14 protein-coding genes are annotated in these 18,085 nt (G+C 34.5%); 8 read left to right on the forward strand and 6 right to left on the reverse strand.

Features of this window, described 5'->3' with window-relative positions; all coding sequences use genetic code 11:
- Positions 1-471: 471 nt before the first annotated feature.
- Positions 472-1,422 carry a 3',5'-cyclic-nucleotide phosphodiesterase gene (locus ACUTSE_RS16530; protein ID WP_445641031.1) on the forward strand — a complete coding sequence of 317 codons (951 nt, stop codon included), beginning with the start codon at positions 472-474 and terminating at the stop codon, positions 1,420-1,422.
- A 35-nt stretch (positions 1,423-1,457) separates the two neighbouring features.
- On the opposite strand, the gene brnQ is transcribed toward ACUTSE_RS16530, so the two are convergent.
- Positions 1,458-2,765 (reverse strand): branched-chain amino acid transport system II carrier protein, encoded by a 1,308-nt coding sequence (brnQ, locus tag ACUTSE_RS16535; protein WP_445641032.1) that lies wholly within the window; start codon positions 2,763-2,765, stop codon positions 1,458-1,460.
- A gap of 215 nt (positions 2,766-2,980) precedes the next feature.
- Between brnQ and ACUTSE_RS16540 the strand changes: the two genes are divergently transcribed.
- Together ACUTSE_RS16540 and ACUTSE_RS16545 are read left to right on the forward strand one after the other, a co-directional pair.
- On the forward strand, positions 2,981-3,505 hold the full coding sequence (locus ACUTSE_RS16540) for a GNAT family N-acetyltransferase (protein WP_445641033.1): 525 nt from the start codon (positions 2,981-2,983) through the stop codon (positions 3,503-3,505).
- A 741-nt stretch (positions 3,506-4,246) separates the two neighbouring features.
- Positions 4,247-5,131: a helix-turn-helix domain-containing protein gene (locus tag ACUTSE_RS16545; protein ID WP_445641034.1), complete on the forward strand. Its 885-nt coding sequence runs from the start codon at positions 4,247-4,249 to the stop codon at positions 5,129-5,131.
- Between the two features lie 191 nt (positions 5,132-5,322).
- On the opposite strand, the gene ACUTSE_RS16550 is transcribed toward ACUTSE_RS16545, so the two are convergent.
- Genes ACUTSE_RS16550 through ACUTSE_RS16565 form a run of 4 tightly spaced genes read right to left on the reverse strand, consistent with a single transcriptional unit; the run spans position 5,323 to position 12,041 of the window.
- Positions 5,323-6,465, reverse strand: coding sequence for a cytochrome-c peroxidase (locus ACUTSE_RS16550; RefSeq protein WP_445641035.1), 1,143 nt, complete (start codon positions 6,463-6,465; stop codon positions 5,323-5,325).
- Positions 6,466-6,481: 16 nt separating this feature from the next.
- Positions 6,482-8,017: a DUF6850 family outer membrane beta-barrel protein gene (locus ACUTSE_RS16555; RefSeq protein ID WP_445641036.1), complete on the reverse strand. Its 1,536-nt coding sequence runs from the start codon at positions 8,015-8,017 to the stop codon at positions 6,482-6,484.
- A gap of 12 nt (positions 8,018-8,029) precedes the next feature.
- Complete coding sequence (locus tag ACUTSE_RS16560; protein WP_445641037.1) at positions 8,030-9,256, reverse strand: DUF4876 domain-containing protein; 1,227 nt, start codon at positions 9,254-9,256, stop codon at positions 8,030-8,032.
- Positions 9,257-9,269: 13 nt separating this feature from the next.
- Positions 9,270-12,041, reverse strand: coding sequence for a TonB-dependent receptor (locus ACUTSE_RS16565; protein WP_445641038.1), 2,772 nt, complete (start codon positions 12,039-12,041; stop codon positions 9,270-9,272).
- 429 nt (positions 12,042-12,470) lie between these two features.
- Between ACUTSE_RS16565 and ACUTSE_RS16570 the strand changes: the two genes are divergently transcribed.
- From ACUTSE_RS16570 to ACUTSE_RS16585, 4 genes are all read left to right on the forward strand, one after another.
- Complete coding sequence (locus tag ACUTSE_RS16570) at positions 12,471-13,478, forward strand: GlxA family transcriptional regulator (protein WP_445641039.1); 1,008 nt, start codon at positions 12,471-12,473, stop codon at positions 13,476-13,478.
- Positions 13,479-13,562: 84 nt separating this feature from the next.
- Positions 13,563-14,177: a DJ-1/PfpI family protein gene (locus ACUTSE_RS16575; RefSeq protein WP_445641040.1), complete on the forward strand. Its 615-nt coding sequence runs from the start codon at positions 13,563-13,565 to the stop codon at positions 14,175-14,177.
- Positions 14,178-14,304: 127 nt separating this feature from the next.
- Positions 14,305-14,829, forward strand: coding sequence for a HEAT repeat domain-containing protein (locus ACUTSE_RS16580; RefSeq protein ID WP_445641041.1), 525 nt, complete (start codon positions 14,305-14,307; stop codon positions 14,827-14,829).
- Positions 14,830-14,839: 10 nt separating this feature from the next.
- Complete coding sequence (locus ACUTSE_RS16585) at positions 14,840-15,583, forward strand: DUF4241 domain-containing protein (RefSeq protein WP_445641042.1); 744 nt, start codon at positions 14,840-14,842, stop codon at positions 15,581-15,583.
- Between the two features lie 25 nt (positions 15,584-15,608).
- Here the strand turns inward: ACUTSE_RS16585 and ACUTSE_RS16590 are convergent, their stop codons facing one another.
- Positions 15,609-16,847, reverse strand: coding sequence for an ABC transporter permease (locus tag ACUTSE_RS16590; RefSeq protein ID WP_445641043.1), 1,239 nt, complete (start codon positions 16,845-16,847; stop codon positions 15,609-15,611).
- Positions 16,848-16,854: 7 nt separating this feature from the next.
- Here ACUTSE_RS16590 and ACUTSE_RS16595 point away from each other — a divergent pair, with 7 nt between their 5' ends.
- Complete coding sequence (locus ACUTSE_RS16595; RefSeq protein WP_445641044.1) at positions 16,855-18,081, forward strand: exo-beta-N-acetylmuramidase NamZ family protein; 1,227 nt, start codon at positions 16,855-16,857, stop codon at positions 18,079-18,081.
- Positions 18,082-18,085 lie beyond the last annotated feature (4 nt).

Genomic DNA, 18,085 nt, shown 5'->3' on the forward strand with positions numbered 1-18,085 from the left:
TAATGCGGATGCAAAAGTAGCACCTTTTTCCCCACTTCCAAACTTTGCGCAACCTTTTTTTAAAAGTATTTTCGATAATGGTCGCAACTCCCTATTATCATACACGTTACAACTCAAAGTTTTTTTTGACTTTTTAAAAGAATACGATGTTGCAAAAGTGTGATGTTGCTTTTTTTTGCTTTTTCGCCTTTTTGTAAGGGGCGTTTTTGGGGGAATGTATCAAGTAAAAGAAGGTTTTCTTTTGAAAAAACATTTCGGGCATAGGGGCACATTGCCATGTGCCCGTACGGGCGAGGAAAGATTTTGTGGTTTTGATGCTCTCCTTATATATATAGGTAGGGCACATAGAAATGTGCCCCCTTATAAAAACATAAAAACTTCTTTAAAAAAGAATCAAACAACTTCATGATTTTACAAAAGCGAAAAAAGCATCCCACAAAAAGTTTTACTTTTGCAACAAATACATATATAATGAAGAAGTTATTTTTTACACTTTCCGCGTTTTTACTTTATAGTACCTCTTCCCTATGGGCACAAAATTTAGAGATAATTCCACTAGGTGTTTATGGAGGTGGTGATGAAAGTAATTTATCTTGTTACTTACTAGGTGTAGAAAAAAGTAATAGTTATATCGCCCTGGATGCTGGTACAGTAAGAAGCGGGATAAACAAGGCAATTGAAAAAGGAACTTTTGATGTTTCCTTTGAAACGGTACTCCAACACTACATCAAAGGATACTTTATTTCACATGGACATTTAGATCATCTTTCTGGTTTAATTATCAATTCACCTGAGGATTCGGCGAAACCCATTTATTCTTTACCTTTTGTAGCAGATATTTTTAAACACAATTACTTCACTAATGCTTCGTGGGCTAATTTCGGAAATGAAGGAGAGTCTCCTATTTTAGGGAAGTATACGTATACAAAAGTTAAACCTTTACAATCTTTCTCGATTAGCAATACTACTTTTTCGGCAGAGGTATTTGAATTAAGTCATGTTAACCCTCAAAAGAGCTCAGCCATTTTATTGCGAAACAACAATGATTATGTGTTATACTTTGGTGATACAGGAGCAGATCGCATTGAAAAAACAAATCACTTAGACACAATTTGGGAATACATTGCTCCTTTAGTGCGAAACAAAAACCTAAAGACCATTTTATTAGAAGTCTCTTTTGCTAACAGTCAGCCGGAACATTTGTTATTCGGTCATTTAACTCCTAAGCTATTAACAGAGGAGTTAAGCAAATTAGCACGCTACACAGGACTTGAATCGCTGCAGGATCTAACTATCATTATTACACATTTAAAACCTTCAGGCAATCAAATTGAAACAATCAAACGAGAATTACTTGAAAACAATCCTTTACAAGTCCACTATATTTTCCCAATACAAGGAGAAAGAATCACACTAAACTAAAAAAATCCCATTCTATAACTAGAATGGGATTTTTTTTATTTTCGATTAAATAAGTATAATACAACGAATACAACAAAGGAAGGTAACAACCAAGGTACATCATAGTTGTATAAGGGAATCTTTTTGATGCACTCGTTCATTTGAAAAACGAGGCTATCTTCTGTAGCTTGTCCGATTGCCATCGCAACATAAAATTGTACAATAGAAAAAATTGTTGTGGTAACGATTGCACCTACAAAAGGTATTTTTCGCTTGACAATTTTTCCAAAGACAACTACATATAATATTAAGGTAAGTGTAATCGGATAAATAATACCTAAAAACGGCCCTGCATAATCAATAATTTTATCTACACCGTTTACAGCAAGGATAGCAGAAAACACACAAGTAGCAATTACGACTGCTTTATAACTCAATTTTCCATTTGTCAATTGACTAAAAAACGTTCCCGTAGCACAAACTAAAGCAATCGCAGTAGTCAAACAAGCAAGGGCAATACATAAAGATAAGGCTATTGTTCCTTGTGACCCTAATACATTATTGGAAATATATAATAATAGTTCTGTACGTTTTAAATCTGCCGCAGATCCATATCCTGAAGTTGCTCCAAGGTAAACCAACCCTCCATAAATAAACAAAAGACAGATTGTCGCCACTGCACCGGAAAGAAAAGTCACTCTCGTTTTTGATTCAGGACTCATGTAACCTTTTGCTTTTACAGCAGAAATAATAATACCCGCATAAATAACCGAAGCTAGTACATCCATGGTTTGATATCCTTCAGAGAAACCTCTTCGGAATGATTCAACAGCTCCAACTCCCGTATCTATTGGTGTGTCTAAAGGATGTAGCACTCCCATGACAATCATAATTCCCAATAACACCAATAACAATGGAGTCAAATATTTTCCAATAATATCAACCACTTTTGAAGGTGATATCGACAAGGCTAATGTCACAGCGAAGAATAAAACAGAAGAAACGATGGGATTAAAATTAGGCCAAATGGGAATCAATCCTACTTCAAAGGTAGTCGCGGCAGTGCGGGGAATAGCAACAAGAGGGCCAATACTTAAGATAATCGCTGTTGCTAAAATGATTCCAATTGTTTTATTTATTCTCTTTCCTAAATCTGTAAACTCATCTCCAGAGAATAAGACGGCTAATATTCCTAAAAAGGGAGCGATGATTGCGGTAATTGTAAATCCAAAAACGGCTGAATCCCATTCTTCTCCTGTTATTAGTCCGATGATGGGCGGTAAAATAATATTTCCTGCTCCAAAAAACATAGCGAACAACGCAAAACCTATTGTTAATATATTGCTGATTGACTTCGTTTTCATTTGATAATTTTATATTTTATTCAACTCTATTTTATGTTCTTAAAAGATATCTCTACATTCTCTTACAAATACCGTGCTATTTTCAACCCAGCATCTATTTTTTTGCACAATATAAAATATTAACCCTAGATATTATCACATTTTCTCATTAATTAAAGGAAAAAGAAAGCTAAATTTAGTTCGTTTATTTTGAATACACTTAAACGTCTAATATTATGTCTATGATTCTTGAGACTTCACGCTTACTTGTTCAACCTATTCATCTGCCAGATGATTGTACTGCTTTGTTGGTTATTCACAATCACCTCAACACGATGCGTTGGATTCCAAACAACAAAACACTGTGGACACAGGAGGATTTGACCAAAAAATATCAGATTAACCAGCAATTATATCCACAGCAATTGGGATTGTATAAAATTGTACTCAAAAATCAAGAGCCCTCCTTATTAATTGGAGAGATAGGTTTGTTTCCCTGCTCAGATTCTTTGACACATGTTGAGATTGGTTATATTTTACATGAAAACTTTTGGAAACAAGGACTAGCTACAGAATTATTAGAAGCGATTGCTATTTTTATTCAACGCCATTTACACTATACTGTAATTCGCGCTCAACTTTTTGATTCTAATATTGCTTCTAAAAAACTACTTGAGCGCTGCTCCTATCAATATGAAGGATCTGTTTCACTTCAAGAACCCTTCAAAAAACTCATTTACCATAACTATATTATACGATAAACGCAATCAAAATTACCTTGCATGCAAATTCATCTTGTTTGATATGCAATACTTTATTTTTTAAACTCTCTTTATACATGATACCCTATCTAGTATCATTTTTTTTCATTCCTATCTACCCCTAGTTATTTTATCTTTTAAAAAAAATGAAATCCATTTACTTTTAAAAATAGGAATTGTGAAATAATGGATTACAAGGTATTGAATATCCTAAATCTGCGAGTAAACTATCTCTCTTTGCTTTTTAAAACTACAAATTTCCTACTGCATACTAGTAATAGGGTGTATCTGATTGTCCGAAAATAAGATTCTAAATTCAAATTAAGTAGTTATAATTTAAAAAGATGATCCTATCAAAAAGAACAGTCCTTTTTCTTTTTTAGAAGTAAAAGGTTTAATCTTCTCTCCTTTATTTTTAAGGCACCTTGATACATTATTATTAAAAAGTACTAGTAAAAAACTCCATTAAAAGCAAAACGATACCTGTTTTCGCTAAGTAGTTCAATTTCATTTCCAGCAATAACCACAAAAAACGTATTCAATACAACTAATTTTAGGAATAAACATTAAAACGTGAAATATTTTTAATAAAAAACATAAAAAACACAACAAATAATAGTTTTTTATCAAATTTACGATTGCAATTATATATATTTTTACAAATAACCATAAAACATAACCGCAAACACTCATTCCTTAAGCATTCAAAAAACTAGTATTAAGAAAAACGAAGCGAAAAAAATGACGTACTTAACTCCAACATTAGAACTAGATGTTATTGATAACGAACAAGCAACTATATGCGATATCAATTCAAATGATTTTGCTGTTTATTCACAAAAAGAAGGTAAGGAACATCTTATCCCTTATAATATAAAAACACATTATAAGGTTTCTTATCTAAATAGTAAGAGTAAATTATTTTGCGGTACAGAAACTCGAGAATTCACGGGGCCAACGCTTTTTTTCTCGAATCCTCTTTCGACGTATACCTTAGAACCAACTTCAGAATCTCCTGATGGTTTTTTCTGTCTATTTACCAATACCTTTCTCGGTTATCAAAGCAACGAAATTCGCTCAACTTTGAAAGCCTTGCAAACGACTCCTATTTATTCTTTAAATAAGGAGCAAAATAAAATGATCCGAAGTTTATTTGAGAACATTGTATTAGAGCAACAACAGGATTATCCATTAAAACATGAAATCTTGCGGAATTACATGGAGATTATCATTCATCAAGCCAATAAACTAACGAGTGAATTCACATTTTCAGAAAAGAGAAATGCCACCAATCGTTTGTGTTCACAATTTTTAGAACTTATAGAAAAGCAATTTCCTATTACGCATAAGGAACAAACTGTTCGTTTAAAAACAGCTGCAGATTATTCAGAAGTATTAGAAGTACACACGAATTATTTAAACTTTGTGGTGAAGCAAACCTTTGGTAAATCAACAACAGCTATTATTCAAGAACGAATACTAATCGAAGCACAACGATTATTAAAGAATTCAAATTTGACTGTATCTGAAATAGCTTTTACACTTGGATTTGAATATGCTACCTATTTTTCAAGCTTTGTTAAAAAGTATACTGGGCATTCTCCGAAACAATTACGAAGAAAATGATATCCAGGTCTTACTTGTGTGCATCGCTGTAATTCTTCATCAAATTTCAAAACATCCTTCTATAGTAAGAATGCACCAAGTCAACAAAGCTTTGAAGCAAAAGAGCCGTTCCTGGTGGAACGGCTCTTTTATTTTTTATCATCTTTTGGATTATCCAGACTAAACTGGACAAGCTTCTTATTCTATTCGATTTATTCTCTTGGAAAATCAGGTCTTCTCATTTTATATCTACTTCCTGATAAGGATTCTAAAAAGGCAACAATTGCTTGTACCTCTTCGCGGTTTAGTTTCAGTGGCTGCATTAATGAATCCGTAACAGGATATAATGGGTCTGCTATTTTTTGTTCAGGAGTTGGGTCAATCATATGCATTCCACTATTGTATATATTGACAATTCCTTCTAAATTATCAAAAAATCCATTGTGCATCCACGGGCGGGTTAAAAGTAAATCACGCAAAGAAGGTGTTTTAAATTGTCCGACATGATTGGGATCTTTTGTTATATTATAGCGTCCTAAATCCTGAAATTTTCTCTTGTAATAGGTCAAACCAATATTGTGAAATTGATCATCTGTTAGATCAGGTCCATGGTGGCAATTCATACATCTCCCTTTGGTTCTGAATAGATGCATACCATAAATTTCTTGATCTGTCATGGCATCAAATTTACCATCTACAAAAAGATCGACACGACTTGGTTGACTTTTTATTGTGCGCTGAAAAGTTGCCAAAGCTCCTACAATTCGTTCATAGGTGATAACCTCATCTCCATACGCAGCTTTGAACAAAGGTTTATATCCTTTTACTTCTTTCAATTTTGCTGGCAATAATTCCACATCCATGGCCATTTCATTATGTGCACTCAAAGGACCACTTGCTTGTTCTTCTAAACTCATAGCTCTTCCGTCCCAAAAGAAAATTTTACGATTAGCCATATTATATAAACTTGGCGTATTTCGCATACCTTCTAAATGATCATGCCCAAGTGCAACAGATCGGCGATCTGTCCATCCCATGGCAGGATCATGACAGGTACTACATGAAATTTGACTCGATTTTGATAATTTTGGATCAAAGAAAAGCATTTTCCCCAAGATTACTTCAGGTAAATCTTGCGTCGTAAAAAAGGCTGTATCCCGTTGAATACTTACAAATTCTTTCCAATCAACACCTTCGTCTATTGTTGGTTTAGGCCAAAGCGCTATTGATTGTTTATAGCTTTCAATGATTGCCTTGTATTCTGGGTCGCTTGAATTTAATATTTTAGGAGCATTCGTAAAACTCAAAAGTCCACCAATACTCAAAAAAAAGGCAATTATTAACTTTCTATTCATGTTTTGTGTTTCTCAATTAAAACGTTACCCCTAAGGTTACGCCCAAATAGTTGTTGTGTTTATTTTTTTTAAAATCTAACTGATTGTATGTAATTGCTACAAACATCGGCGCTTTTTTTACTTTTTCAATAGCATATTTGACTGTAGTTCCCCAATAAACATAATCAGAAGAGAGGTATTCAAAATCATTCAGTAACCAATCTTTCATCGACTCTTTCGTTGTAGCAAAATTCAATTGATTATTAGCTTGACTTGTTTTTCTATACGTGAATGTAGGTTCAACTGCTAATGTTGTCGTTGCAGTCAAAGTTTGTGTATAAGCTAAATTTACACCATAATAGGCATAGGTAAAATTTTGTTTTGAATTCACTTCACGAAGTAGTTCTGAAGTTTTTTGATACTTCCAAAAAGGTTGAACTATCAATTGACTTTGTGCAAAATTCACTTCATACATTCCTTCAATTAAATGGCTCGTATCCGTATACGAATACAGTTTCTTTTCTAATAGTTTTTCCAATCCCTTAGTATCATTATCTGTATAATATACTTCAATTCCAGTCTTTTCTCCTTTTGAAAACTTGTACTTGATTCCCAATTGATTTTCATCCAACGTAAAAAACTTCATAAAATAGAGGTTGTAATAGTCTTCTTCTAATCGGTTTGTTTCTGCATCGTTATCCGAATTTTTCAGAGATACACCTGTACTAAATCTTTTAAGCTTGGTACTCCCTTTCGTTGCTCCAATAATAAAATCGAACGCTTTATTCTCTACATCTATTCCATATTCGTACCCACTTCGTTCTATAATTGTTCCCGTACTTTTTCCACTGAAATATCTACTCCAAGTTCCAAGTCCATTCATTTGATACAAGGCTGCTTTCTGCGCTTGATTAGCAAATTTTATTTCTGTATTTTGTGTATAATTGGTAAACAATCCTAAGGCACTAACCGTCCAGTTATCAGTTATATCATATCCTATTCCCCCTTTTATTTTGATGTGAGAAGAAATACTCCTTGGGCGTGGATCTCTACTTTTATAGCCTAAATGTGCTTGATAATTAGCTTCTAAACCCAGCGAAAATCGCTGTATCTTTTTAGCATAGCCCCCAGCAAACTCATACGCTTCATATTTCATGCTGTTACTCGTAGAGTCAGCAAGGACATAAGGTCCAAGAAGTTCTACGTCGAGATTATTATTCCATTGCAATTCTTTCTGTGTATTTTTTTTATATACAACAGTTCCCCAGATACTGCGGTTATTGCTTAGTTTTTTATATGACGAAGCTGCAATTTGAATTCCCTCTACTCCAGATCCTTCTTGTAATTGATACAGGTCTTTTTGAGATTTTTGATATCCCACTAGAATATCAGAAAATGAAAAATTACTATAATCCAGCTGGTGTGCTGGATTATAGTAATAGTCTTTTTTAAATATTTGTTCGGCTTGTTGTTGTATTACGATGCGATCATAGGCAGACAATTGATCTTGTGCCTGTACTGTGTTTATCCCGCTAACGAAACACAACATCCAAAAAATAGCGTACTTATTCAAGATGATCTTTTATTAATGTACAATTCCGTTTTTAAAACTTGCCTCAGCATCACGTATAAAATCTATGGTAGAATTATTCGTGTCTTTGTACATATTCTTTCCATTCTCCATTTTTCCTACTACTTTACGACGAATTGTTTTTCCAAAACGACTAGGATCAGACTCAATCTTACCACAACCTGTCCAACCACTATCGATAGAAGCATCTAAAGTATTGTGTATCCATTTTTCAGTAATAGCTGAATTTACTCCATCTAAGATCCACGTATTTGGTATTTTTAAAGTTTTCTTTTTAGTAATATTTCCGGCTTTATTTAAATACTCATACTCATACATATAATCTGCAATCCAATTGTCTACTGTTACCCCTTCAGGGAAACGAGCAATTGCATAACTTTCTGCTCCTTGGCTATGTAAGAAAAACATATTGAAATTCATTTTCGTATAGATAACTACAGCATTGGGAACTGCAGGATTATCTACTTGTCCTAAATGTGGATTATCTAAATTTGGAAATTCATAATCCGCTCCAGTCAAATCAAAAGCAGGGATGTTCGGTTGTTTGTGATTTTGAGCAATATCAGCAATCACAATAAAATCTCCTGGTTGTACCTCTTTCGAGTATTCTTCAGGAATCATCAATACCGCTTGTACGGCAAATGCTTCACTCTTAATATCCGGTGTAACATTGTGATTCAATGTGGTATTAAATTCTGATTGACAAATTAATAATCCACCTGTTTTTAAAACTTTATCTGTATTGTTGGTCAATTTAAAATAACGTCCATTATTGTATGGTTTTCCTTCTACTGTTTTTACTCCAGTAAAAAATACTTCTTCAATAATAAAGTCTTCACTAAACGCTTTAATTGTTAAATTAATAGCAAGTGTTTGCTCATTTTGCACCAAGTCAACAGCTGTATTTCCTCCAACCTCAACTTCTTCTCCATTTTTCAATACAACTTTTCCATTCACTGAAATTTTGTATGATCCTCTATCTAAAACAATAGAAGTTGTTGGTGCTGTGATTATTTTATCTCCTTTTGTTCCAGAATTCGTTTCTAAAAATTCGATGGTTAATCCTGGTACTGATTCAATATCCACTCCCTGAAATGAGATATTCAACGTACTTTTTTGCTGCTGTGTATTTTCACTGCTACTATCATCACTACTACATGCTGTTGTAACAAATGTCAAGCTCAACATAGCTAAACACAGGGTAAGTAAACTTTTCTTCATTTTGATGTATGTATTAAAAATTATATGTAAGTTCCATTCCGAAATACGGGTTTGTCGTATTTTTTCGATATATTTTGGTTTTATTAAAGGTATAAGGACTCATATAGGCATAAAGCTTATTGACAAATAAAGAGGCTTTGATTTCTTTATAAATTCGCTTGGATACTTTTAAATTCACTTGAAGGTCAAAAGTGTAATGTCTATTCAAATTATCCGTAGAAGATACATTGCGTACCAACCATTGTAAATAAGCATCCTTTCGATCTGCGTCTGTAAATTCATGAATAACCCCATCGACTCCAAAATAGCTTATAGGTTGATCTTGCTTCCATTCTCTCGTATCATCCTTAAACAATACCCCTTGAAAAGAAGCAGAAATATTCATATCTAGCGCTGGAAGATACGTATCGACAACTAGATTGTAATTCATCCCACTTATCTTATTCCCATCTGCATTTTTATAAATACCGATAAGCGCATAGTCTTTTCCAGCCAATGAAGTACTTGGTTTTTCTTGAACTGGAATTGTATTAGTATATAGTGTCTCAAACCAAGCACCGCTAAGTGTAAATCGAGTATTAATACCCTCAAATCTAGGAGAAGCATAACCAAACTCGATTCCTCTTTTATAGGTACTACTTCCATTTTCTCTTCGCCCATTCCCTTGAAGTACTTTTCGTTCCTCATAAGGAAGATTTTCAATCTGTGGTTTCTCAGTCAAATGTTCTAAATCAATCCCGGAAGTATCATAGCGCTTATAACTATAGGCTTTGTATTCACTTACACTTCTAAACCCATTGGGCATTTTTTCGTCAAAATAGTTGATGAAAAATTCGTGCTTCGCATAACTAAGATCTAATCGAATTTCTTTTTTGGTATTTTTTGCTGCCACCAATTGATAGTTAGTCAAATCTTCCACATAGGTCATATAATTGACCGCTTGATACGCTGTATTCTCAGGTTTAAAATTCAATTGCGTAAAATCATTATATGTTTTATCTGGGTATAGCATTAAACCTGTAGGCAATTTATACAACTCTCCATATCCTAAGGTTACATCTGCTTTCAATACATGCTCCCCTAGTGCAACTTTAGGTAATCCCCATTGTAGCATAAAACGAGGTTCGAAATAAACTTTCTTACTCAAATCAAAGTTGTGATTTAGTCCCAACATTTTTGAAACACGAAGCCCACCATACAATCCAAAATTGTTTTCTCCTAAAGACCAACTCAGTCTATCCCCAGCAAAAAAAGCGATATTTTGATAGGCTGGGATATCCTTATAAGCACGAGGTCTTGTAGACGATTTCGTTGAAGGAGGAGTCAATAAATCATACATCTCCCCTCGTCCATAATTATGAGAATATTTATAATCTACTCCCAGTTCAAGGTTATGCTTCAAGATACCTGATTGGAATTCCAAAGCAGTTTCTAGTTTTCCGTTTATATTCAGCGGCCGTCCTTCTGTTTTGGTATGCGATACAAAACTCAAGTCGGGAAAAAATCCATCATTTACTCCTTCTTCTGTGGCAATCGATACAGCAGTAGGACCATTATATTGTACAAAAACACTTTGTTTGATATCTTCAATTCCTTGATTAACATTCGTAGTTAGCTTAATGTTCTTAAACAACCCACCTGGTTGGAATTTATAATCGAAATTATTGGAAAAGCTAATTTTTTGACGGCGATTTTGATACGAGTCTGTTGCTAAATAATCTGTATCTGGGTCTACTTTTACATCATCTATATTGATGCTGTAATCTAAATTAGAACGCCATTCTACTGTATTTCCAAACCATTCGAACGTTTTCTTTGAGCGAATAGATCCATTAACACGTTTGTATGTTTCATAAACATCTCTTGGATCGGATAAGGCATCCAAATAATCTAAACTCGCATTTAAGCTCCAGCTTGGTGTGACTGTAAATCCTTTGGCTATATAGTAGGATTTACTGAACTCATCTGCCTTAACTCGAGCTTGCCATTTTGTATAACCACTTTTTCGGTGAATCAAAACTAAACCAGACGTTAAATCTCCATAACTTACTGTTGGAATACCACGTATAATTTCTACGCTTTCAATATCATTGGTTGATAGCATACGCATATCCATCCCATATCCATTCGTACTTCTTGAACTAGCCCCACTCTGGTTATCTTTCACCGCTTGTAGCATATCCATATTGGAGTTAAGTACGTTGCCATCCATGACAAACTGTACACCTAAAGCACTTGTAGCATACCCTGAAATACTTGGACCAAATTCACGAATACGGATAACATTCGTTTTGGTTAAATTCGGTGTCTTAGCCAATCCTCCAGGTAATAACTCCATTAAATCAGCAAAGCTAGAAGGCTGTAAATGCTCCATGGCCTTTCGGTTAATCACCGATGTAGAAGAAAGTCCTTTGCCTTCTTCTGCAGTTATAATTACTTCTTGCAATTCCTTGACTAGAGGAGTAAGAACTACGCCAATCATCTGTTTTGCTCGTAAGTCTTTCGTGTATTGATGACTTTGGTAGCCAATATGAAAATACTGGATTTGATACTGATCCGGCACAACCTGAAAGTAGGCAATCCCCTTTTCATCCGTTAAACCAATATAATTGTGTAGATTATTTTTGATGGAAACTGTTACTTCAGCAATTCCTTGTTGTTGTTCATCTGTAACAGTAACTTGAACCTCAACTGAATTTTGTGCTAAAACAATCGTTGTAAAACAAAAAAAGAAAATAATTAAGTTTGCTTTCATGAATGTAAAGCGCTTATTCATACTATGCATCACCAAGTGATTTAAACTTTTGTTATGCAAATGTATTTTGTATTCATCTCTCAACCAACTTATTTAGACTAAATCGAAACAACAAAATGTTAATTTCTAAAATCCTACTAAATTCCAAAAAATCAAGCTCATTTTCACAACAACTTTATTAAAATAATAGCGTACTATTTTTTATATCTAAAAACAGTAAAATAGAAAAAAAGTACAAAATGTATATTTCTTAAATTTCACCCTCCTTTTTTTCACTTTTATAAAAAAAGGACCTCTATTTCATCAAAAACCAATCATTTTTCGTCTTTTTTACGTCCTTTTGCAATCTATTTTTGTCGCTTATTTTATCCTTTTCAGCAAATTGGCAGAAAAAGCATGTTTACTGTCCTTTATACATCAATTGCTCTTTTTATCTTTGTATCAGCAATTTAAAATAAGATGGACGCAATGCTACACCATATTGGCTTTTTACTTCTACCGCAAACCCAGCTAATGGATTTTGCTGGTCCAAGTGATGTATTTCACACGGCCAATCAAGTAGCCACAGCTCATTTAAATTCAACTGGAAAAGAGTATCAAATTCATTTGATTTCGAGTACAAGGGAGCTAAAAATAAAAACTAGTGCAGGTATTGAAGTACAGTGTGATTATACGATTTATGACCTAAATATCCCCTTAGATACCTTATTACTTACAGGGTCTAAATCGGATCTTTCACAAACGTATGATCCTGCTTTATTACATTGGATTAAAGGGATTTATCCAACCTTACAAAAAATAGGATCGATTTGTATTGGCGCTTTTTTACTCGCTCAAACAGGGCTACTGAATAATAGAAAAGCAACCACTCATTGGCAATTTGCTTCTGCATTCCGACAGCTATATCCCACAGTGAAACTCGATTATCATCAAATTTATACCAAGGATGGCAATAGGTACACTTCAGGAGGAATTACCTCTGGGATTGACTTAGCCTTGGCTTTAGTAGAAGAAGATCACGGTCAGCTCGTTGCTGCTGATATATCTCGCTATTTAGTTGTTCAATTAAAGCGCACTAATCCGCAAACCACATACAGTACACTTCTTCCGCTGGATAGTGAACTAACACCTTTGGTTCTAAAAGTAAAACAGTATCTCACAGCGCATTTCAAAACGCAAGTCATACGCCAAGTAGAAATAGCTGAGTTTGTTTGCATGAGTGAACGAAACTTTGCTCGGGTTTTTAAAAAGGAAGCAGGGATGACAGCTGGTATGTTTTATGATCGTTTGCGCATTGAATACGCAAAAAGGCTTCTTGAATCTAGTGATTTATCTATTGCTACAATAGCCGATATCTCTGGATTTTCTTCTGATACTATTTTCCGCAAAGCGTTCATCAAATTAGTACAAGCAACCCCAACCCAATACAGAACTAGTTTCCAATCAACGGGAATTAACAACGCATAAAAACAATTTAATTCATTCTATAACGCGCAATACAGCTATCGAAAAAATTTCGATTACACCTTTATTGCCTAAAATTAACAGCCTATGACACCTCAAAACCAGCCTTTACATGTTGCTTTTCTTATTTATGATCAAGTCGAAGTATTAGATCTTAATGGTCCATTAGATGTATTTGTTAAAGCCAATGTATTAAAACCAAACACCTATGTTCCATATTTAGTTTCAGCTAGTAAAACCCCTGTAAACACGGAGAGCAACATCATGCAAATTATGCCACAATACAGTTTTGCTGATTGCCCAAAACCAGACATTTTGGTGGTACCTGGTGCCAATCCTGATATTGTTCTCGCTTATTTACAAGAAGAACAATTTCAGCAAACGTATACTGCATGGATTACAGCACAGCATCAGCAAGGAGCGCTATTATTTACAGTTTGTACAGGTAGTTTACTCTTAAGTAATACTCCTCTTTTTGATGGCTTATCCATCACGACACACTTTTTGGGATTAGATATGTTACAAGAACGCTGCCCAAAAGCGCAAATCAAACGAGGGGTTCGTTTTGTAGATCAAGATCAAGTACTGACCACCGCAGGAATTACCGCAGGAATTGATGGAGCCTTACATCTTGTAAGCAAACACCTTGATACAGAAATTAGTCAAACCATTCAACAACTTTTTGAATATCCTAAAGCTTAACAATAAATAGCAAACGGCTGTAACAGTCATTTGCTATTTTTTTTCAAAAAATGAATCGACTAACCTGTTCTATTTCCATTAATATTTGATATTTGTCTTTTACTCGTATTCAACTAAATGTACACCTATGTCCGTTCATGCTATCTTAAACAACAAAGCTTATAAAGCCAAAGAAAAAACACAACGCTTGTCTGATGGCCTTTTAGATAATACGCTACACTTGTCCGATTTTATCGCGGAAATACAGCTTGTCAAAGACCCTGCAAAAGCCACCTGCATTGAAGCTTTAGCTCATGTAGCTGAAAAAAATCCTCAGCTTATAACCGAAGAAACTTTGGTGCTACTCATTGACTGCTTATCGAGTAAAGCGGCACGCGTAAAATGGGAATCAGCCCGAGCGATTGGTTATACCATTTCCAGCTATCCTAATCAGGTAGATTATGCCCTACAACAGTTGATAGCAAATATGAATGATGAAGGTACGGTTGTCCGATGGAGCATTGCTTTTGCTTTGGGGGAAATTCTAAAAATGAATCCTCCATCCACTATTTCTTTGGTATCTTTACTCCAACAACAAATTGAAAAAGAAGAAAAGAAAAGTATTCAAAAAATATATCAGCAAGCACTCAAACAAGTAGAGTCAAGCTTTTAATAAAACAACGATGAAAACAGTACCCACACCAGAATGGCTCGCAATCTATGAGCAAAAGAAAGGTTTATTAGTCTCTCCCACGAATTTCAATCACTACTTTAGTGCTTCAGAGATATGCAACAGAAAACTTTTTCACCTTTCACTTGGAGCTATTAACTTTCCAACAGGTCATATTCTTGTCCGCGATCCCTTGGTTTATTTGAAAGGTGATGAACAACCTTATTTTATTCCAGTAGCTGCGGGAAAACATCCGCTTACAATTTTAGTAATGGAAGTAGATGAAGATCATTATCGCTATGTTGCTTTTCGAGTAAAGCTAACAGATCGACCAGCAGTTCAACATTTAGAAGCTTTATTGGGTCATGAAAATATTGACAATTTAAATGAAGGTGAATATTTTGGATTTAATGTAGATGCAGGATTGGCAACTATTGTAGATGAAAAAACGAAAGATGCTTATTGCGCTTTTGAACAGCAATGGTTAGCAGCCAATCCAGGAGGTAATATATACGATGATTATCTGGCTGCCGAATTTAAAAAGAGCTATGAGAATCATCCCCAATACCAAAGACCAGGAGGAGATTGGATCAACTTTGAAATTCCTGGAACAGACTTAACGATTCCGATGATTCAAAGTGGTTACGGTGATGGGGCTTATCCTGTTTACTATGGTTATGATGAGAACAATGACGTTTGCGAAATCATCGTTCAATTTATCGATATTGAATTGACGTTTGAAGACGAAGAAGCATAAAAAAAGTCGCCTAATGGCGACTTTTTTAATCATATCGAATAGCCTTTACGGGCGATATTTTTGTAATTAAATACGAAGGAATCAACAACACTAGCATAGCGATGACAATGACTCCTACATTCAGTAATAATACATCAGTCAAGCGAATCAACACGGGGGCTTCTCGAACATAATAAGACGTTGGATCCAGCTTGATAATTCCAGTATATTTTTGAAGGAAAAGCAATCCTAAACCGATGCCATTACCATATAGCAATCCTTTTCCAATAAGGTAAAAAGCATTGTATAAAAATATTTTTCTCACACTCCAATTTGTTGCTCCTAATGCTTTCAACATACCAATCATTTGGGTGCGTTCTAAAATCAATACTAATAATGCTACAATCATATTAATTGACGCCACGGCAATCATAATAATGATGATGACTTTAATGTTAAAATCAAACATATCCAACCATCCAAAAATATTCTCATACTTTTCTACGATCGTTTTACTATCAACAGTTGAAGGTAAATTCAGGTAAATCTCACTTCCTTTTTCTTCAATCTCATCAAAATTCTTCAACAGCACTTCAAAACCTCCTACCTCATTTTCAGTCCAACGATTTAAACGCTGTACATGGCGTAAATCACCTAAAATGATATTCTCATCAAACTGCTGTAATCCGGAATTATACAATCCTACAATCTCAAATTGGCGAATATTAGGTACTTTATTTCCCCAATCTTTCATAAAGTAGGTATTAACCTTATCTCCTAATTTGAATCCTAATCGATTGGCAACATAAGTAGACATTAAGATTTCATTGCTCATACCTTCTTTGTCAAAAACAGGCAAACGACCTTGTTCGATGTACTCTGCGATTTCATCAAATTGATACTCTGACGTTACTCCTTTATATACAATTCCTTCAAAGGCATTTTCTGTGCGAATAATTCCTGCTTTAGAAGCGAAAGGCTGTACTTTACTAACGCCATCAATATTGTCAAATTGAGGATAAAACTTTTGATTTAATTCAATGGGTTTAAGTGTAATATCCGTTATATTAGAATCATATTTAGTAATTACAATATGACTGCTGAAAGCTGAAATTTTATCTCTAATTTTGTGTTTTAAACCTAAACCCGTAGCCACAGACACCAACATCATTATAATCCCTAACGCAATTGCTGTGATAGCGATTTTAATAATTGGAGCAGATACACTACTTTTATGGTTCTTTGTAGTTACTAACCGTTTAGCTATAAAATATTCTAATTTCAACTTTGTTATGATATCAAATTCAACAGTCAAAAATACATTATTATTCTTAGTAACGCTATTGATTTATAGTGTAAATTCTTATTCTTTTTCCGTTGAGAAAAAAGCAATTGGTGAAGGTTCCGTTTCTACAATTATCGTGGGAGCAGAGAATACGGTTGCTTATTTTAATTTGCTACAAAATAAGAAAGTAGGAGTTCTCACCAACCAAACAGGAGTTGTCCGTTCCAATGTTTCAGTTAACACCTATACGTCAACTGTTGATTTTTTAATACAAAACAAAATCAAAGTAACAAAGATCTATGCCCCTGAACATGGTTTTAGAGGTACAGCAGATGCTGGGGAATTAATCAAGGATGGAAAAGATATCCAAACGGGACTTCCTATTATTTCTCTTTATGGCAACAGTAAAAAGCCTTCCAAAGAGCAGCTGGCTGGTATTGATGTTTTAGTATTTGACTTACAAGATGTGGGAGCTAGATTTTACACCTATATTTCTTCCTTGCATTACGTCATGGAAGCTTGTGCTGAAAATAATATTCCTATTGTTGTATTGGATCGTCCAAATCCGAATATTTCTATTGTTGATGGGCCGATATTGGAGATGCAAAACAAAAGTTTTGTGGGTATGCACCCAATCCCTACCCTACATGGAATGACAATAGGAGAATACGCCTTGATGATTAACGGTGAAAAATGGTTAAACAATGGAATCCAAGCAGACTTAACAGTTATTCCCAACTTGAACTACAACAGACAAATGAGTTATAGTCTTCCTGTATCTCCTTCTCCTAATTTACCAAATGATCAAGCGATTAACTTATATGCTAGCTTGTGCTTTTTTGAAGGGACAAATGTTAGTTCCGGACGTGGAACGAATTTGCAATTTCAGATTTACGGTTCTCCATTTTTACAGCAAATGCCTTATAGCTTCACTCCAAAACCCAATGCTGGCGCAAAAGATCCAATGAACAATGGCAAGTTGTGCTATGGAGAAAACTTATCGCAAATCAATCCAGTAACTCGATTGGAGTTAACTTGGCTTTTAAAAGCTTATCATCAATCGAAAAATAAGGACAAATTCTTTACTAATTTCTTTATTAAATTAGCCGGAACGGATGCATTAAAACAGCAAATCATCGCAGGAAAAACAGAAGATGAAATACGTCAAACTTGGCAATCGGGATTACGTGCTTTCGAGCATACGCGAGCACCTTACCTTTTATATTCAAATTAATCTC

It is taken from the genome of Myroides sp. TSA_177.3 (genome assembly GCF_052691955.1).